The 19,817-nt window shown below is 31.2% G+C and carries 18 protein-coding genes and 1 pseudogene; 10 read left to right on the forward strand and 9 right to left on the reverse strand.

All coding sequences use genetic code 11. The annotated features are described in order from the left end of the window. Positions 1 to 41: 41 nt before the first annotated feature. From AAA453_RS01080 to AAA453_RS01090, 3 genes are all read left to right on the forward strand, one after another. A complete protein-coding gene (locus tag AAA453_RS01080) occupies positions 42 to 434 on the forward strand; it encodes a hypothetical protein (RefSeq protein WP_069817384.1) in 393 nt (130 codons plus the stop codon). After that, positions 424 to 1,131 carry a peroxiredoxin gene (locus AAA453_RS01085; protein ID WP_069817382.1) on the forward strand — a complete coding sequence of 236 codons (708 nt, stop codon included), beginning with the start codon at positions 424 to 426 and terminating at the stop codon, positions 1,129 to 1,131. Before AAA453_RS01080 ends, AAA453_RS01085 begins: the two co-directional genes overlap by 11 nt. Positions 1,132 to 1,204: 73 nt before the next feature. After that, on the forward strand, positions 1,205 to 1,822 hold the full coding sequence (locus AAA453_RS01090; protein ID WP_427705671.1) for a flavodoxin family protein: 618 nt from the start codon (positions 1,205 to 1,207) through the stop codon (positions 1,820 to 1,822). Positions 1,823 to 1,876: 54 nt separating this feature from the next. On the opposite strand, the gene AAA453_RS01095 is transcribed toward AAA453_RS01090, so the two are convergent. Continuing rightward, entirely contained in the window at positions 1,877 to 3,253 is a 1,377-nt protein-coding gene (locus AAA453_RS01095) for an MFS transporter (protein ID WP_370736930.1), read from the reverse strand. 109 nt (positions 3,254 to 3,362) lie between these two features. Continuing rightward, a complete protein-coding gene (locus AAA453_RS01100) occupies positions 3,363 to 4,163 on the reverse strand; it encodes a Cof-type HAD-IIB family hydrolase (RefSeq protein ID WP_069817378.1) in 801 nt (266 codons plus the stop codon). Positions 4,164 to 4,417: 254 nt separating this feature from the next. Here AAA453_RS01100 and AAA453_RS01105 point away from each other — a divergent pair, with 254 nt between their 5' ends. Further along, positions 4,418 to 4,612: a hypothetical protein gene (locus AAA453_RS01105; RefSeq protein ID WP_427705673.1), complete on the forward strand. Its 195-nt coding sequence runs from the start codon at positions 4,418 to 4,420 to the stop codon at positions 4,610 to 4,612. Between the two features lie 195 nt (positions 4,613 to 4,807). Further along, a complete protein-coding gene (locus tag AAA453_RS01110) occupies positions 4,808 to 5,116 on the forward strand; it encodes a hypothetical protein (protein WP_277595565.1) in 309 nt (102 codons plus the stop codon). 456 nt (positions 5,117 to 5,572) lie between these two features. Here the strand turns inward: AAA453_RS01110 and AAA453_RS01115 are convergent, their stop codons facing one another. The 3 genes from AAA453_RS01115 to AAA453_RS01125 all read right to left on the reverse strand — a co-directional run bounded on the left by AAA453_RS01115 (position 5,573) and on the right by AAA453_RS01125 (position 9,444). Beyond that, positions 5,573 to 6,904, reverse strand: a complete 1,332-nt coding sequence (locus tag AAA453_RS01115; RefSeq protein ID WP_427705675.1) for a TcaA NTF2-like domain-containing protein — start codon at positions 6,902 to 6,904, stop codon at positions 5,573 to 5,575. Between the two features lie 3 nt (positions 6,905 to 6,907). Further along, positions 6,908 to 7,675, reverse strand: a complete 768-nt coding sequence (locus AAA453_RS01120; RefSeq protein WP_277595563.1) for a zinc ribbon domain-containing protein — start codon at positions 7,673 to 7,675, stop codon at positions 6,908 to 6,910. 347 nt (positions 7,676 to 8,022) lie between these two features. Beyond that, positions 8,023 to 9,444: an APC family permease gene (locus AAA453_RS01125; protein WP_277595562.1), complete on the reverse strand. Its 1,422-nt coding sequence runs from the start codon at positions 9,442 to 9,444 to the stop codon at positions 8,023 to 8,025. Between the two features lie 260 nt (positions 9,445 to 9,704). Between AAA453_RS01125 and AAA453_RS01130 the strand changes: the two genes are divergently transcribed. Further along, positions 9,705 to 9,803 carry a type I toxin-antitoxin system Fst family toxin gene (locus tag AAA453_RS01130; RefSeq protein ID WP_141714367.1) on the forward strand — a complete coding sequence of 33 codons (99 nt, stop codon included), beginning with the start codon at positions 9,705 to 9,707 and terminating at the stop codon, positions 9,801 to 9,803. Between the two features lie 265 nt (positions 9,804 to 10,068). Continuing rightward, positions 10,069 to 10,902 (forward strand): aldo/keto reductase, encoded by an 834-nt coding sequence (locus AAA453_RS01135; RefSeq protein WP_427705677.1) that lies wholly within the window; start codon positions 10,069 to 10,071, stop codon positions 10,900 to 10,902. A gap of 451 nt (positions 10,903 to 11,353) precedes the next feature. Here the strand turns inward: AAA453_RS01135 and AAA453_RS01140 are convergent, their stop codons facing one another. Beyond that, on the reverse strand, positions 11,354 to 11,650 hold the full coding sequence (locus AAA453_RS01140; protein ID WP_069817358.1) for a hypothetical protein: 297 nt from the start codon (positions 11,648 to 11,650) through the stop codon (positions 11,354 to 11,356). A 416-nt stretch (positions 11,651 to 12,066) separates the two neighbouring features. On the opposite strand from AAA453_RS01140, the gene AAA453_RS01145 reads away from it, so the two are divergent. From AAA453_RS01145 to AAA453_RS01155, 3 genes and pseudogenes are all read left to right on the forward strand, one after another. Beyond that, on the forward strand, positions 12,067 to 12,303 hold the full coding sequence (locus AAA453_RS01145) for a FeoA family protein (RefSeq protein WP_277579966.1): 237 nt from the start codon (positions 12,067 to 12,069) through the stop codon (positions 12,301 to 12,303). Continuing rightward, positions 12,296 to 14,289 (forward strand): annotated as a pseudogene (gene feoB, locus AAA453_RS01150) (ferrous iron transport protein B). Before AAA453_RS01145 ends, feoB begins: the two are co-directional and overlap by 8 nt. 12 nt (positions 14,290 to 14,301) lie before the next feature. After that, on the forward strand, positions 14,302 to 14,442 hold the full coding sequence (locus AAA453_RS01155; RefSeq protein WP_081325276.1) for a FeoB-associated Cys-rich membrane protein: 141 nt from the start codon (positions 14,302 to 14,304) through the stop codon (positions 14,440 to 14,442). 219 nt (positions 14,443 to 14,661) lie between these two features. Here the strand turns inward: AAA453_RS01155 and AAA453_RS01160 are convergent, their stop codons facing one another. From AAA453_RS01160 to AAA453_RS01170, 3 genes are all read right to left on the reverse strand, one after another. After that, complete coding sequence (locus AAA453_RS01160; protein WP_427705679.1) at positions 14,662 to 15,738, reverse strand: acyltransferase; 1,077 nt, start codon at positions 15,736 to 15,738, stop codon at positions 14,662 to 14,664. A gap of 292 nt (positions 15,739 to 16,030) precedes the next feature. Further along, a complete protein-coding gene (locus AAA453_RS01165) occupies positions 16,031 to 17,977 on the reverse strand; it encodes a right-handed parallel beta-helix repeat-containing protein (RefSeq protein WP_069817350.1) in 1,947 nt (648 codons plus the stop codon). A 14-nt stretch (positions 17,978 to 17,991) separates the two neighbouring features. Then, positions 17,992 to 19,425 (reverse strand): MFS transporter, encoded by a 1,434-nt coding sequence (locus tag AAA453_RS01170; protein WP_277579971.1) that lies wholly within the window; start codon positions 19,423 to 19,425, stop codon positions 17,992 to 17,994. Between the last annotated feature and the right edge of the window lie 392 nt (positions 19,426 to 19,817).

The raw sequence follows: 19,817 nt of genomic DNA on the forward strand, positions 1-19,817 counted from the left end.
CAAAGCTAAGATATAAAATTCAAAGTTTAGGTGTGATAATTATGAAAATAGAACAATGTATAGAAGATTTTATAAAAAGTATTATTAAAAAAGACCCAGAGTTATTTTGTAGTTTATTATGCCCTAAAGATTTATCTCTTTTAAGAAAAAAACTATATATAAAAACAGGTCACCTTGGTGTAAATCGTTATATAAAAGATAAATACTTAAAAAAACTCACACGTTTAGTAACTACTTTTTACAAATACGAGTATTTTAAAGATGGCGATAAATATATAGTGAAATATTCTTTTGCTCAAAATAATTCTTATCTTAAGACAGAATTCAAAATTGTTGGTAATCAAACTACGCCATTATTTAATTTGAATATAAATAAAATGCAAGTGAAATTTTTCAACCACCCTTCTACTGTAGGTGATGTACATGCCACTTAATTCAGATTTACATTCCGAAACACAACGTCTACCACGCATTGGAGAAAAAGCCCCATTTTTTAAAGGTCAATCCACACAAGGGGAAATAACTTTAGATGATTATAAAAATGACTGGGTGCTTTTATTTGCTCATCCAGCTGATTTTACGCCAGTTTGTACTTCGGAGTTTGTAGCGTTACAAAATCAATATTCGGAATTTCAAGATTTAGGTGTGAAACTGGTTGGTTTAAGTGTAGATAGTCTTGCGTCACATGTGGCATGGTTAAACAGTATCGAAGAGTCTTTTGATGTGCAAATTGAGTTCCCACTTATTTCAGATTCCAACAAGGTAATATCAGAAACCTATGGTATGTTGGCGCCTGAATCGCATAATACCGAAAGCTCAAGAGCAGTATTTATTATCGATGACGATGCTGTGGTCCGTGCTATGATTTACTATCCAATGACTACCGGTCGTAATATCGATGAACTCTTACGTGTTACTAGAGCGATTAAGATTTCTGATGAAACAGGAGATAACACACCTGCTAATTGGAAAAAGGGAGATAATTTATTAGCTGCCCCACCAGAAACGCTTGAAGATGCTAAAAAACGAATGAAAGATTCCAATTATGACTGTAAAAATTGGTATTATTGTGAAAAAGATGCTGAACAAAGCTCTAAAAAATTTTATAACCCATTTTTATATAACAATTAGTCCTACTCCAAGAAAATGTGTTATTACTTCTAGCTCATGTTCAAGACGAAAATATAAAAATGGAGGCTAAGTTATGACCTTGAAAGCAATTATTTTAAATGCATCTCTAAAACATGGTGATGAACTATCCAATACAGAAGGGTTAGCGCAAGAAGTCACTGACATCTATCATAAAGAAAATGTAACGAGTGAGATGATTCGATTAAGTGATTATAATATTTCTTATGGCATTTCTGATGATATGGGCAACGGAGACGAATGGCCTCTCATTTTAGAAAAAATTAAAAATGCAGATATTTTAATTATTGGTACGCCTTTATGGCTAGGTGAAAAAAGTAGTATCGCAACGCTTGCCATTGAACGCCTTTATGGTAGCACAAGTTTAACCAACGAGCGTGGTCAATCCTTTTTTTATAATAAAGTGGGTGGTGCCATTGTTACTGGTAACGAAGATGGCGCAAAAAATGCAGCTGCCTCAATCCTATACGCCCTATCTCATATTGGCTTAACAGTACCTCCAAATGTTGACGCTTATTGGGTTGGCGAAGCTGGTCCAGGCCCTTCTTATTTAGACATCGAGCACGTAAATGAATTTACCAAAAAACACGTTGAAATGCTCGCCTATAATACAATGCACTTAGCCAAAATTTTCAAGGATTACCCTATTCCTAATGAAGGTAACCAATTATAAAATACAATGTCAAAAGCCAGTTGCATAGCAGCAACTGGCTTTTTCTCGTAGTGTTTAAGCTTTTATATTTTTTGGTATAATGATCTGCGCTAAAATCACACCAATAATCATTAACATGATACTAGCCATGAAAGACCAAGTCGCTGCCACGCTTGCACTATGTGTCACTTGTACCGCAGCAAATATTGTCGTATTCATTGCAATGCCAAACGCCCCACCAAGTGAAGAAGTCATTTTATACAGACCTGAAGCTAGGCCAATTTTTTCATCTGGAATCGTTAAAATAGCTACAGTTAAACCAGGTGTCGCACATAAACCGTTGCCAATAGCAAAAATAACAAAACCAAATGTTACAGATGCAATATACCAGTCAGATGGCAATACGGTTAAACTGGCGAAAATAATGCCTATTGCAGGAAATAATGGTCCTACAAGTAACATTGGTTTACCGCCATGACGCAGTGATATTTTTTCCCCTAAGCGAACCATTAACACTGCCATGATGACATACGGCACTGTCACTAAACCTGATTGAAACGGCGTTAAGCCCAATTCTGTCTGAGCATACATATTAAATACTGTTGTTACCCCTATACCTGTATTAAGTACAAAGTTAACCAAAGAAGACCCAACGAGCCCACGGTTACGGAATAATGCAAAATCAATAAATGGGGCGCGCTTTCGACGTTCAAAAAAGTAAAATACAATTATAGAAATAATAAATACACTACCACAAATAATTGAAAAAGGACTCGTCCAGCCTTGTTCAAAGCCTTGCGTTGCAAATAAGGTGATACTTCCTATTAAAACAGCAAAGATTAACATACCTATATAGTCGAATGGTCGATTATCGATAACTTCCTTAGCTTCTTCTTTCGTGCCAAGTAATAGCACAAATGCTAGGATAGCGATGATAATAGACAAGATGAAGTTAGACTGCCAATTGATATATGTAGCGATAAATCCACCAACCAATGAAGCAATACCTACGCCTCCAACAGTCCCGATCATTAAGTAACTAATCGCTTTACGTAAATCCTTGCCTTCAAATTGATCTTTCAGCACACCTACTGTTGCAGGTAAGAGTATGGCTGCTGATATACCTTGAATGATTCTTCCTATAATAAGTAGTGCCGTAATATCCGAAATAATGATTAATAACGAGGCGATAATACTTAAAATGATACCCAAATAGGTCATTTTGAGTCTTCCTATTTTGTCTGACACATCACCTGCGCCTACCATAAAGATACCAGTTGCGAAAGATGTAATACTCACTGACAAATTAATAATACCAGACGTTGTTTGATATGTTTGTTGCACTGGGGTAGATATATTTATAAACGATTGAGCAAACAGCCAATACGTTAATACACTTAATACAATAGCTAAAATTAATTTGTTGCCCGATTGTTGCTTCGTACTCATGATGTTCTATGCCTCCATCTTATATAATTCATATGTTTAAAAAAACATATGCACTAGATAGATAATATCACAGAATTAACTACTTAATGTTAAAAACTATTATATATTTTTATTATTTAAAATTTAATAATAAATTCAATGTTTGTACTACGCCATCAGCATTATTATTTATTGCTATTAAATTGGCCTCTGCTTTCAACTCTGGGTAAGCATTATCCATGGCCACTTTATATTTCGCTGCTTTAAATAAATCAATATCATTTAATCCATCGCCAAATGCAATAGTTTCTGAAGGGCTGATTTGCAGTAAACTTTGAATTCGGTTAATTGTCGTTCCCTTGTTAACTCCCAAATCTGCAATATCAATCCATTCTTCATCAGATGCGATGATATAAACCTCCGACTCATAGTGTTTAATTTGATTAGCAGTCTCTTTACACTTACCTGTTGCATCATGCACAGAAATTTTTAAAATATCTTCTTCAATTTCGTCATAATTATTAATATAAATTACATTTTGGAACGATCCATGTACCAATTTCTTCTCTGATTCTAGTGTGTCTTGTAAGACATACGCGCCTGATGCGGTGCATGCAAGTACCGTTTGCGTTGGATCAATATCTTTGATCACTTGTATAATTTCTTTAGCTTTCTTATTTTCAATCGTGGCATTATAAATAAAATCACCGTTAAATTTAATTCTTGTTGCGCTATCTCCTACGATAAACGTATTTTGTGCTAAATCCCCAATAATACTCTCGACACGCTCACACTGTTTCCCCGTACAAAATACAAACCGAATATTGTGTTTCTCGCAATTCTCTTTTAATAATTGGAACGATTCACTATTAAATTGACTATCATTATTTAAAAATGTGCCATCCATGTCCGCAACAACCAGTTTAATATCCATTATAAATTCCCCTTTAACCATAATTAAGATAATTGTATCGGTTTATAAATGAAAACGATAATATTTATATCGACTTGTTCATATTTTTCGTGGGTAGAATCTTTTTCGTCACATTAAAACTTTATTTTTTAGATATATATTCAAAATAAAGTATAAAGTTGAAATAATATGTGTTAATTTAAATATAAAGTGTTTTAAACAGTCATTTACTGGGATACTAAATTACATAGCATATTGTGGAGAGGTTTTAACATATGAATAAAAATAAATTAAGGTTTTACATACATATAGGGCTAATTATATACGCCATCGTTTACGGCATATTATTACTGTCGACTGACTGGATTTCTTCTGGTTGGTCACTAGCATTCGTATTAAGCTTTGCTGCTATCGGTATCTTAAGTGATATCGTCGCTCCAAAAAAGCGTAATAATTCGGAGAATAGTTAAAAGCGTCAAAGATATTATATAAAATGAAAATAGTAACTATTACTGTGCCCAAATTTATTACTGATAAAGACTATATAATACTTATATTTGTAAGTATTTCCTGGGTAATTTCTGTCTATAATTGCTTTGTCTTTTTAAAAACAAAAAAGAATGATGATGGATAACATAATAAATGTAGCTAAGGAGATTAAAAATATGATAGCAATACTTTCACTGGTTTATGGTATTGCCATAAGTTTGTGGTTTTTATTCATAGATCGTAACGAGTCAGAAGGATTAAAGAAGAAAATAACTGCTATGTTTTTAATGTTAAATAGTGTTTTATTAATTATATTTGCAGTCATAGGGCTTTTAAAAATTATTGAACTGTCAAATTTTGAAGGAACTTTAATATTATTAGGAATAGCAATGATTCAACTTTCTCTATTAGGTAAAAATAAAGTTAAACCGATTTATATTTACTTTGGTCTAGCTATGCTTATCATAAATGTATTTATTAGTTAAGAATTTTTGTATATTACATGAAATCAAAGGAGGAAGTCACACATGTTACCTAAAATGTTAGTCATTTTTTTATTACTTTTTTATCCTATTTTTGTTAAAGCTATGAATAAGAAAAAGAAAGATAACTATGAATCATTAAAATAAAAAAGTTAAAAGCGCCTAACAGAGAACAAACTGTTAAGCGCTTTTTATTGGGTATTGTTATGAAAATATGTTTTTTATCACAGTAATTATACCTCTAATTATTGAGAGTAATACATCTAAGATAATAGTCATAATGCTAAATTTATCTTCTTTATCAAATTTTCTTTTTTTGTCTTTATTAGTCATATAAATGCATACCCTCCGTCTTTAACCTTATTAAATTTAAAGTTGGTTATATATGCTGCAAACACCACTTCAAAACAAAAGAAACATATCATTTAGCATAAATATTTTTAAATACATAAAATGCAATTAAATATCTGTATAACTTTTTATTTCAAAATCAGATATATCATCATCATAATCTAAAACGTATTGAGATTTAATATTTTTTCCATTCTTATCTTGTTTTTCAACTTCAATCGTTACAGTATTACCATCCTTATTATATTTTGTAACTTTAGGATCAGAATATTCTGCCTCACTTCCTGATGTTACAACTTCTTCCATGTGGTCAGCTGTATCACTGTCACTTTTAATATAACTAGATATATACATATACTCTTCTTCTTCATAAGCTTCGTTTAAGGCATCTGTGTAATCTTCTATAAATGTTTGTACTTCTTCTTTAACTTCTGCATTTTCTTGTCGTTCTTTTATTTCGTTATCATCAAATACTAAATCTATATTAATTGGATCAGTAGTATCTTTCATTTTTGGTACTTTAACTACATTTGATTTGAATTTTTTATTATCTACCTCAGCTTGAGCATATACTTCTTGTTTTTTATCCGGTAAAAGTGGACCAAATAAATATTCATTTACCTCATCATAAGATGCTTTTTTCTCATCATTAACATAAACTTCAATAGTTGAAGTATCATCAACATCTTCGGCATCAATACTCACATCTAAATATTTTGCGTTAAAATCTTCAGTAACTTCATTATCATCAGACATATTGATAATGAGGTGGCCCTCAAACTTTTTATCATCGATATTTTTATCTGCTTTTAGCTTATAATTACCAATTGGTAGTGTAGCAAATACTTTTTCATTTTCTTCAGACAGTTTGATTTTATGCTTTTTATCATTATACTGATATGCAATAGTACCATCAGAATCAGGATAAATGGAAACCGTTTCTTTAGCTACTTCAAAATCATAATTATCAAAAATGCCATATTTTTTGCCATTTTTTTTAACATGTATTACTTCAGAATCATTAATGTCAATAGAAGTATATTCCGTATTATTTTTTTGCATCTCTTTAACATTACTTTCAATTTCGTTTGCAACTCTATCTGGGCTATCAGATTCTACAATATAATCATAAAAAGCTTTGGACTCTTCTTTACTTAAATTGCGATCATTAAACACTAAATTATTAGATAAATTTTTATGTTTTCCTTTTTTGATATCTTCAGAAATTGTCTTAGCTTCATTTACAGGCGATATAGTTGATTCAATTATTTTGTATAATGTAAATAACAGAATAAATATTATTACAATAATACTTATAATCATTATTAACTTTTTATTATTTTTTGGTGTTTTTGTTTCCTGTTTAATTTGTTCTCCACACTTTGTACAGTTCTTTTGATTTTCATTTAAAGGAGCTCCACATTTTTTACAATACTTCATATATTACCCTCCTACCAATGTTTGAATAAGATTTAAAGAGCCTGATATACTACTTTCAACGATTATTCGAGTTATTATAGCTAATATAATAAAATAAACAATAATACCATAAATTGTAGGTATACGAAGTTTATTATAATTACTATATTTACTAATCAAATAAATTGGCGAAACAACAAATAATAGTATTCCAATTACAATTAGGAATGCTGCAAAACTTGCCACTTTTATAAGGATAAATAAAAGTCCTAAAAGTATAAATATTACAGCGTATGTATTAAAAGCTATAAAATCTGAGAGTATTTTATGTACATCTTCTTTTATATTTAAAATCTTCATAATTCCAATAGTAATTCCAAACAGTATTAATAAAGCAATCAATGAATAGATTAGAATTTTAAATATAATACTACTTTTAGTTATCCCCAAATATGCTACTTCACCAGGTACTAGAAAAAGTGAAAATAACAATAGTATAATCAATCCTCCACCAACTAATGACATTAAGAGCTTATAAGAATAAACATATTTAGAAGCTATTTCGTTATCTAAACCAGTGAAAACATTCCCAAAAAATCTTTTACTTTCGCTTAAAGTGTCACTCGTATAATCATTCATACTTTTTTTGAAATTTTGAATTTTGTCATCATTATCATTTTGACTAGAATTTTTATTTGTAGGTTCAGTGAAATCATTTTGTAATTTTGTTCCACATTCTCCACAAAATAAGTCTTCATTTTGAGCAGTTGCACCACAATTAGGACAATTCATATCAAACACCCCTTATTTATGTATTTAAATTAAATTTTATCATATTTCTATATATAATTTCTGTTTATTTTTGAAAAATATTTTAATTTATGTACGAAATTAAATTAATCTAAAAATTTTAAAATAAAAATAATGATTATGAACTATTTAAAAAAATTATAGAAGTGTTTTTGAGGTTTTGTCTAAATAAAGTTTAAACATGTAAGGTAAAACTAAGTTAATTCGTCACTCTATATGTTTTTTACTTTTACTTATAGATTATCTATTTCTGCACAAAAATAACTCCGAATCTAATCATCTAGATCCGGAGTCTTTTCATTAAAAGTAATTTTTAAACTATAAGCTATCTATTTCTGCTGACCATTCATCTTAATGGCATAAAATAAATAATATACAATACCAATAATAAACCAAATCAATGTATAGAATTTAGCTTGTCCGCTTAATCCCCAAAACACTGCAAATACACAGATAAATATAAAAATCGGCATAACAGGGTAAAATGGTAATTTAAATGCTGGTTCTGGTAAATCTTTACCTTCTCTTTTGCGTAATGCATAAATTCCAATTGTCACAAACATGAATGCGACGAGCGCACCTGCTGAAATCAATTCCGCTAAAAATCCAAATGGAAATACAGATCCGATAATGACTGCCACAATTGTTAGTATGACTAAAGAACGATTAGGTTGATTCTTGGTATTTAACTTCCCTAACCAAGACGGAAGAATGCCATCACGGCCAAATGAATAAAGTAAACGTGAACCGGCAAGCATCATACCAATAAGTGCCGTAAACATACCTATAACTGAGACAGCCTGTACGATAACAGCAACTGTGCCGTGTCCACTCATACGTAATGCCCAACCTACTGGTTCTGCGTTATCTTTGTATGCTGAGTAATCAAACATACCTACTAATACGAGTGATACAGCAACAAATAATCCAACTGCAATAAGTAGTGATCCTAAGATACCTCGAGGCATTGTTTTCTGTGGGTTAATTGCTTCTCCAGAATTAGCTGCAATAGAATCAAAACCGATATAAGCAATGAAAATAACCGAACTTCCTGCGTAAATACCTTGCCAACCACCAAAGGCACCTGCTGCTGTTTCTTTATATTCAGGAATAAACGGTATGTAGTTTCCAAGATTAATAACTGATAAACCTACAATAAGAAATAAGAAAATCGCTAATATTTTTAACACAACAAGTATATTTTGTACGCGTGCTGTTTCTGATGCACCTCTCGCTAACAAGAGTGCTGTGATAATAATTACAATTGCTGCAATAATATCCATTATGCCACCGTTAGTTCCAAGTGAATTGGATAATGCGTTTGGCAATGATATATCGAAGGGGTCTAAAAGCCCTCTTAAATTGGCTGAAAAACCTGACGCTACAAAAGAAACTGCAATAATATACTCTGCAATGAGCGCCCATCCTACTATCCAACCAAAAAACTCTCCGAATAATATACTAATCCAAGTATAAGCCGAACCTGCAAATGGCATCACTGAAGCCATCTCTGCATATACAAAAGCAACGAGTGCCGCTACTATTGCTGATACTAAAAATGAAAGTGTTACAGCTGGTCCTGTATGATCTGCAGCAACAACACCTGGTAATGTAAAAATAGCAGTCGATACAATCGTTCCGACACCTAATGCTAAAAAGTCTCTCACACGAAGTGTACGTTCTAAATTTGAATCTTTATTTTGATAACGGGATAAATCTTCTTTCCGAAATACTCTTTTAATGATACTCATTTTGTCTAACTCCTTGTTGTTTTAAAAATAAACATGTTCTTAAGTATAATGATTTTCGAATACAATGTACATGTTGTTTTAAGAAGAAATTAAATAAATTGATAATGATATTTGTGGTAATTTGTATAATTGAGGAAATATTTGAAGATAAAGTGACAAGCTCAAACATATGATAAAAGCACAGCATTTCTAGTATATAATATGGATGTCGCCTATCTCTCAGGCGTCAATTTAGACGTTGAGAGGAGGTGAGCTGAATAATGGTAGCATTTTTTATAAATGTCTTAGCCACAATCATCAGTGGTTGCATCATTGCCATGTTTACGCAATGGCTTCGTAATCGTGGCGAAAAACAATAGGCGATAACGTAAGCCACACCATAAAAAGCCCTCACTATTATAGGCAATAGTGAGGGCTTGGTGAACTAAATGGTAACATTTTTTATACCTATATTATAATCACAGCAATCTTAAAAATCAATTAAAAATATGATTATTCATAAAATAGATACCTAGGTTACTTTAAAGTGCGTACTTACATTTTTACTTAATCATCGGTAATATAACTAATATAAACATTGTTTGAAAATATTTTGAAATCAAACACAGTAAAAGGAGAATAACTATGCAATATATTGATTTTCATAATGGTAATACTATGCCTCAACTTGGTTTAGGTGTTTTTAGAGTAGAAAATGATGACACTGCAAAAGATGCAGTGAAGCATGCAATTATCAACGGTTATCGCAGTATTGATGCCGCATTAGTTTACGGAAACGAAGAAATGGTCGGCCGTGGTATACAAGAAGGTATGGCTGCAGCCGGTATTCAAAGAAAAGATTTATTTATTACATCAAAACTTTGGTTTGATAACTTTGGCAAAGACAATGTAGAACAAGGATATCAAACTTCTATAGATAACTTAGGTCTAGACTACTTAGATCTTTACCTTATTCATTGGCCGGGTACAGATGAGTCTGTCATGATTGAAACTTGGAAAGGTATGGAAGCTCTATACGAATCAGGCAAAGTTAAAAATATTGGTGTAAGTAACTTCAATATGGAGCATTTAGAAGTGTTAAAATCACAAACTTCTATTAAACCTGTCATCAATCAAGTCGAATTTCATCCCTACTTCACACAACAAGAATTGAGAACTTACTTAGATACTGAATCTATATACATGGAGTCATGGTCTCCACTAATGAACGCGGAGATTTTAACAGATGAAACAATCAATGCGATTGCAGAAGAAATTGGAAAATCTCCAGCACAAGTTGTTATTAGATGGAATATTGAACATGGTGTCGTAACAATTCCAAAATCAATTACACCTCATAGAATAGAAGAAAACATTAATATCTTTGATTTCTCATTATCAACTAATCAAATGGAACGTATTGATGCATTAAACGAAAATAAGAGAATTGGACCTAATCCATTAGAATTAAATGGTTAACAAAAATACAAATATATGATGTTGTAACAGAACGTAAACAAACCCAATGTGTAAAGAACTCAAAAAGTTGTACTTTGGGTTACTATATAACTTTAAATGTTTGTTCATTGTTTTAAAATGCCAGTGATTTGGACCGCCTCCTGTGAGGAAAGCATCAGCCGAAGACTACAGGCTAAGGCTGTGCCCTCGGAAAGCGTGCACAAAAAGTACCAACTAACAATTACACAGTAGCAGTCTGATAGGAGCGATAATACGAAATCAAATTTCAACTTTTGATTTCGTATTCCCGTTCCTTTTTTATGTTCTCATTGGTATTTCTAATCATTTTTAATATTCTAGACGTACTTTAGACAGCCTAACATACTAAAAAGGCTACTGATATAGTTCTAATTACCCCCTATCAATAGCCTTCATATGCTCATTTTATTATTCAATTGTATGAATTTAATCACTATTTCATGCGATCCAGTATCTCTTCTTGAATTACTTGCAACGCTTCATTATAATCTGTATTTGTATTTTCTTTTGCATTTACAACTAATAAATCTATAAGTTCAATGTCACTCTTTTCACGAACTTCATTTTCAAATTGGTGTAAATGCTCTTCTGAAGTTTCCGTGTTTTGCTTTTCTATTTGATAATATTGATCGGCTCCCAATCCGCCTTCCTCAATCATCACAGAAATACCACTAGAACGTGTTTCATTCAATCTTTTGACTTTGATACGTTTATTTTCACGAATAACCATTTGAATCCCTCCTACATTATGCGCATTTTACAAACCCTTAATGCATATAAACTATTTACATATTGCTACTGATGGATTGAAAACAAATCGTCTTGGTGTCTTTATTTTTATGTATTAAAAACTATATTTACAAATCAAAATATCTAAAAAACTGGACCGCTTCATTTCAAGTTTGATTCGAGTGTAATACCTATCGTGTAAATATACAATATTTTTGCTCACTTATCTATACCCTTAATTCAAGGTTAATATATATTTCAGATAGATTTTATTACAAGTTTAATGAAATCTATGAGCATTGCAATGTCTTTTAACAAAATGTCCACAAAATTAATATTTAAAACGCTTTTATCGTACAAAACTTAGTTGTATAATTGACAATGATTATTATTTACAATTAAGAAAGAGTGATGACTATGCTAAATATCGAGACAGCCACTTTGGAAAAACGTTATAAAATTAAAGCTCTACATATTAAAAACCAACATATGTTACAACGTTTAAATGCGCTAGGCTTAAATAACGGAACGAACGTGAAAATTAAGCAAAAATGTTTATTCAAAGGGCCTTGTATTTTAGAAGTTAATGACCAATGTTTAAGTATACGTGGTTGTGATGCATGTCAGATTTTTTTAGAGGAAGCACATGAATAATAGCTATTGTATCCTAGGAAATCCTAATGTAGGTAAGACCTCATTATTTAATGCATTAACTGGCACTTACGAATATGTAGGCAACTGGAGCGGCGTTACCGTTGAGAAGAAGGTCGGCCGTCTAAAAGAGAACGCTGGAAGCCTTATAGATTTACCTGGTATATACGAACTGTCACCTATTTCTAAAGATGAAACTGTAGTGACCGACTACTTATTAAACAATGACTTCTCAGGTATGATCAATATCATAGATGCAAGCCAACTCAAACGAAATTTACAATTAACAGTTCAATTAATGGAATTAGGGGCACCCATTATTATCGGCTTAAATATGATAGATGTAGCCACAAAACGTGGTATTCGTATTAATCAGACTGCTCTAATGAAGAAATTAAAACTACCCTTATTACCTATCCTAGCGAGAAGTGGTAAAGGTACGACTCATTTATTACATGCGCTTAAAGACCATTCATTATCAAAATCTAGACCTTTACGAATAAATTATGGCGAAAAATTTGAAGATACAATATCTTGTATTGAAAAATATTTATCTGAACACACTTCTTTCGATAAACAGCTTTTCAGATTTATCGCTATACAATTCCTTTAGACAATCCTAAAATTCATGAATTACTCGATGAAGTCGTGTTAGAAAAAATCATCCCTTTACGTGAAACATTATCTGATTTACTAGACTGTTCTATTCGTGAATTAGTACAACGTAAACGTAGCGACTACATAGCTCAATTATTAGACGGGGTGATTGAATATCCTGATGAAGAACAACAATATCTTTCTAATCGTATAGATAAATTGCTAACACATAGAATATTAGGTATCCCTATCTTTTTAGGTATCATGTGGCTCATATTCCACATTACATTTACATGGGTAGGTACACCATTATCTGATCAGCTTGATGAATTTCTTGGTGGCACATTTACCGATACCGTTAAGTCAGTCATGGATAACCTTGGTGTTGTAGCTTTCTTACAAGATTTAATTACTGACGGAGTGATTGCAGGTGTTGGGGGTGTATTAGTATTCGTCCCTCAGATTATCGTACTCTTCTTCTTTATTTCTTTACTAGAAGATTCAGGTTACATGGCACGTATAGCTATATTGATGGATAGAATTATGGAAACCTTTGGCTTAAGTGGTAAATCCTTTATTCCTATGATTATTGGTTTCGGGTGTAACGTGCCTAGTATTATGGCTGCACGTAGTATTGAAAGTGAGAAAGAACGTCTTACAACAATTTTAATTGCACCGTTTATGTCATGTTCTGCAAGACTACCTGTGTATGCATTATTTGTTGGTGTTTTCTTCGAGCAAAATCAAGCGCTCATTGTGTTAAGTCTTTATGTGCTTGGCATTGTCATCGCATTATTAACAAGTGTCTTACTGACTAAAACTGTGCTGAAAAATGATGATTCAGTATTTATCGTGGAATTACCGACATATCGTTTACCTTCTATCAAAACACTTTGGAGAAGTACTTGGGAAAAAGCAAAAGGATTTGTTAAAAAAGCAGGAACTTTCATCTTTGCAGGTTCAGTAGTTATTTGGCTTTTAAATTATACAGGACCAGGTGGTTTCAACGTAGATGTAAACGACAGCTTTTTACATTTTATAGGAAGTTTCTTTGCAGTTTTAGTTGCACCTTTAGGATTCGGAACTTGGCAAGCAGGCGCAACGCTTGTTCCAGGGTTCTTAGCTAAAGAAGTCATAGTTAGTTCGATGGCTATTATTTACGCTTCAGATGAAGCCGGATTAGTAAATATCGTTCAAGATCAATTTACGCCATTATCAGCCTATGCCTTTATGATATTTATCCTATTGTACATACCTTGTTTATCGACTGTAGCAACCATTCGTAAGGAAACCTATGCCTTAAAATGGACAATATTCGCAGTAGCCTATCCTTTAATTGCTGCCTATATACTGACATTCATCTTCTACCAAGTTAGCCAATTTTTTATTTGAGGACGTGATTTTATGTCGATTATCATTAACATCGTTATCTTTTTAGCAATTTTTGGCTACACTATATTTACATTAACTAAATTTATGAAAAAATCTAAAGAAGGAAAATGCAGCTCTTGCGGTTCTAAAGAAGGTTGTAATACAAAAGAATAACAGTGAACTAAATAGATCTTATCAATTCAATCACTAAAATAGATAAAATGAGAGGCTGAGACACATATTTTGTCTCAGCCTCTCATTTAAATTTTACGCTTTAGCATTCAAAATGTTCTTACATATCTATTTACTTATTTTCTCTATTTGTAGATGGATAAGTCTGTCGTCCTGAAAGCTTGTTCTTTCTAATACCTTAATGCTCATATTACAGCTTCACTATGTCTTCTCATTTCGTACACGCTTATTAATAATAGTTTTTTTAGCTGGAATCGGTACAATATAACTTGAAAAAGGCAATTTACTTATTAAATAAATGGATATTACAGAAAGACATAATATAACGATATAAGAAATAACAAATGTAGATGGATTATTAACAATATCTGCATAAGGGTACTGTCTATATATCATAATTAATAAAACATGAATCAAGTATATCCCCATAGAATAATTTCCTATAACTGTTAAAGATTTCATTAAATACTTATAATTTTTAACATGATTATAAAATATAATTAATAGCGCAAGAAAGAATGGTATATAAATGATGTTAGCTATACTGCTTGAACCATATAAATTTGTAATATCAATGCTGATTATTAAATCAACAAATAATATCATCCCTATTATTTTGAAATAAATTTTATATTCTAATATTGTTCTATTAATTTCTTTATAAAACTTCGCATAACAAATGCCAAGGAAAAAGAAAGAAAGCCAATTCAATATAAATGCTTTACTATTAACAAAAGCGTTTAATAAGTCACTTTGGAATGTGATTTCACCTCTACCATAATTCAACCAAATTACATTTATTATTGTCGCAATGATATATGCTACTATTAATGGTAACCCCTTTTTAAGTTTGTGTACGAATGGAAATAGTAAATAAAATTGAATTACTACTAAAATGAAATATAAATGTATTTCAGCTGTACCAAGTATATAGTATTTTATTAAAGGCGTCCCTGGAGGATAATATGTATTAGTAAAAAGATACCTCAATACTATATATAAAGTTGTCCATAGTATATAAGGTATAAAGATTTTAGTGAATCTTGATTTGATAAAGTATAATAAACTAAATTTTCTATTCAAAGTCGAACTTGTAAGCAAAAATGCACTGATTACGGCGAAAATTGGTGTTCCTAATCTCGCTATTTGATTAAAATATGACAAAATAGGATCTGTTATGACGCCATTTGAATTATACAATTGAGCTGTTAAATGTATACATAGAACTAACATCGTGGCTATAGCTCTTATAACAGGTATTTCTTCATAATATTTCATAAACTAATATCTCCTATGGTTTTAATAAAAAGTTTTTAAATAAATTAAATAAAAAAACAATTATTCTATATTATCATAAATCAACCGTTAAAGCACATTGCTTCTGTATGAAACAATAATAAAAATAGATTGATAGTATTTTGACATAAAAAAACATCCCTAAAAGTTGAATTTTTATGTCCAACTTTTGGGATGCACCTCAATTTTTAAAAATTGAGGCTGTTTTTCATTTGTGAATGTTATAGCGGTCTAATTATTTTGTGCATTTTATCTGTATAATAATGACTTAGTCCTACAGATAGTCACCGTTTTCATTGTGTTTCCAAATTAGCACTTTATTTTCACCAGCTTGTAAATTTTCAATCGGTCCTAATAGAGTAGTATCCGTTCTCATATTTTCTACTAAATCAGTATTAATACTGATTGGCTTTTCATTTGGACTTTCAAAGTCTGCATCTGCTAGTCTTACTTTAGGTAAAGTATCACTTGATTGGGTTTCTCCTTTAATTTCAAAAAATGATGCTGGTAATGAAATGTTAAGATATAAACCTTCTGATTCTTCTTCTAAAGATAACGCAGGATTGAAGTTCTCATCTATTAAATTATTTTCTTCTTTTTCAAAGTGTTTGGCTTTATTGAAATAAGCATTATTGTTAATAAAAACAGGTTGTTTTATTTTATGATAAGCTTGGTGATCTCCTTCTTCTTGAGAGACCAAATACTTATATTCTTCTAAAGATGTTGTATAACCATTATACAGTTCAGTTCCAATATTATTTACAGCATTTTTCCCTATAAATATATTATTGTAGAATCTATCGTCTCCTCCATAAACTGGAGCAAATCCAGCGACTAATGTACTATGTGGCACATGGTAAGGCGTTGATCTATCTAGCATCAATCTATGAACCATTTCACCGTTAATAATATTATTAACATAAGCGCCACCTTGAGCATGATTATCTAAAGCGTAATCAGCAGTTAGTATATTATTATCGACGAGATAAGGTCCGCTTGTCACTTCTACAAAAAGATCCCTTGTATTTTCATTGAATATATTTTTACTAATTCTTGTTCCTTGAGTTTGCCAATCAAACCACATACCTAAAGAGCAGTTATGAACGTAATTATTATAAACTTGTGTATCTAAAGCCGCATGTAGTTTAATACCAGCAATTTCATATCCAAAAAACGCTCTTCTATTACCAATATTAAAGATATGGTTATTATATATTTCACTAAAAGCGCACCCTAAATGACCCACAATAGCATTTTGTCCACAATCGCTAATTTTATTATTTCTAATAATGTGTGATCCTATCGTTTCTTTATTCCAATCAGCATTAACAGCACTAAAAACTGTTTCTATTTGGTATTGATAACCAGGTTTATCTTTTCTAATTGAACTAAAGTTTTGTCCGGTAGATATCTCTTTACCAATTGAAACACCACTACACATCGAATCATGTATATAATTATTTTCTACGATCCATTTTTTACTCCAATTCGTATCAATCAAACCAGTCTGTTTAGCTGTAGGTGGAGACCATTGTGTTGCCGCATGCGCTAATTCAAAATTACGAATTGTTATATAATTAGTATGTGTTTGACTTGGCGAAAATACGTGTTCTCTGACATTGATTTCTATTAATTCTTCATTTGGATTATAGTTTTGAAAATTAGCGTAAATCGTAGTACTATTTTCATCTACTTCCGCATACCATAAAAATGTCGATAAATCAGCGTAATCAAAATCAACTTCTTTTTCAGTCCAATGATCAAATACTTTTTCGACGCTTTGTGGATTTTTCAATCTATCAAAAGCATTTACTTCAAATAGTGCATGACCATTTAAATATACTTGCCCTAAAGTCTGATCATTATCAACCTCAAGCCAATCACCAAATAATTTCACTGAAAAAGGATTAAATGTTTTGAATAATTGATTAGGAACTTCTACTTTCCATATATTTCCTTCTACAAGATGCCAATCATTTATTTCTTCAGAGCCTTTTACAGTCACTTTTTCATTTTTTGCACTTTCAAATGTAATTCTGCGAGACTCGCTTAATCCTGAATTTATGTCGTTTATTTCTTCTCTATATATGCCTTCATGAACGATTACAGTGTCCCCAGGTAACGCAAGCGAAGCTGCTTTATTAATTGTTAATAACGGCTCATCCTCAGACCCCTTAGCAAAATCTGATCCTGTTTTAGCTACATATAATTTTTTTGACATAATATAACCTCCGCTTATTTATATATTTGTTTATTTCTCAGTTCTCCCACTTCATTATTTCTTATTTGGTCCTTAACCTTACCTATGAATTTTTCATAATTTAAAAAGAACGTAACAATCATTATCATTATAACCATTAAAAACGGAAAGTATATTTGCATCGATTTTATGGCAAATATAGTACTTTCAGATTGTATTGAAGCTCCTGCGACATAACCACCGATGGACAATGACCACCCTACAATAGCTGACTGTAGACCTGATCCAATTTTCATTCCAGCACTAGCCAAACTAAACACTGACCCTTGTACTGGTACCCCTGTTTTCCAATATATAATATCGCCAATATCTGCAACAATACCACTGAGTGCAGCAGTAAATGGTACGATTCCTATACCATGTATAACTAAACCTATAACTAACATAGTTAAGTTTTCCGAAAACAAACTCATAATGATATAAGAAATTATTGATATTACTAAACCAATAATGATACTTTTCTTAATTCCAACCTTTTCTGAAAATTTAGCTGCAAGTAGTAAACCTAAAATTGTTGGGATTAAAGTAGCAAAACTTAAAAGCGCCATAACATTTTCATCGTTAAAAATATACGTAGCATAATATATTCTCATGCTATTATCTGTTTGACGTAAATACCATAGTAAATATAAAACAATAGTAATAAGAAAGTATTTTTCTGTCATTAATGTTTTTATAATTAATGTAAAAGGTATGCGGTTTTTTTGTTTTTTGACACCTTTTTTATCAATGTGGTCATATTTCTTAGTTGCAACGTTTCTTTCTTTTACAAAATATCCTGCAATCATTAACGGTATAGCACATAATGCGCCATAAATAATAGATGTAACAGTCCAACCTTGCTGATTACCACCAAATCCATTAACTAAAAATGTGGTAAATGTCGTAATACACAAAACACTTAAGTTAGCAAAAATAAAACGGATACTTCCCAATGAAACACGGTCAGTTTCATTTTTAGTCATAAATGAAATAAGAGAAGAATATGCAACATTATTGGCAGTATAAAACACTACTGATATCAAAAAGTATATTGAAAAGATATAAATAATCTTTTCAGTATCACCAAAAGATTGTGGCACATTAAATAATAAAATAGTTAAGATTCCCAAAATAGGAGCGGTCCAAAAGACCCATGGCTTAGCCTTGCCCATCTTTGTATTTGTATTATCAATGATACTTCCCATAAACAAATCCGAAAAACCATCTGCAAACCGACAAATCAATATAATAGTACCTATTACTGAACCAGCAACACCCACTACATCAGTCATATAAATTATTATAAAAGATGCAATAAAGGTCCAACTATAATTCGCTCCAAAATCCCCGATACCAAAAGTAATCTTCTCTGGCATACCTAATCGTTCATTCTTATCACTTTGTTTAGAATCATAACTAACGGACATAATCCCCACCCCATTAATTTTTAATGTATGCCTGCTCATAGATGATTAACAAAACAACTATTCATAAATTAGAATGTCCAAACCAGTAATATGTATAGTTATCTTTACGCGTTAACTTTTAGCGATGCCCCCTTATTTTTGGTTGGTTTGTTAATTTAACTAACCAAATTAACGTTAATATATCACCTTATTTCTTATTTGTAAACGCTTTCTTATATTGGAGTAGTTTTTTACTCCTTAAAATTAAATACAATTTAAGGATAATAATTCACTTAATATTAGCTATATTCTTTATTTTTTTATTTTGAAATGAATGCCGATGAGCATGCACGTGTCTTGATTTTTAAGGTATTTCATTATCTACATTATCTACAAATAAATTTATTAAATTG

It is taken from the genome of Staphylococcus parequorum (assembly GCF_039237145.1).
In the GTDB taxonomy this organism is placed as follows: Bacteria; Bacillota; Bacilli; order Staphylococcales; family Staphylococcaceae; genus Staphylococcus; species Staphylococcus equorum_A.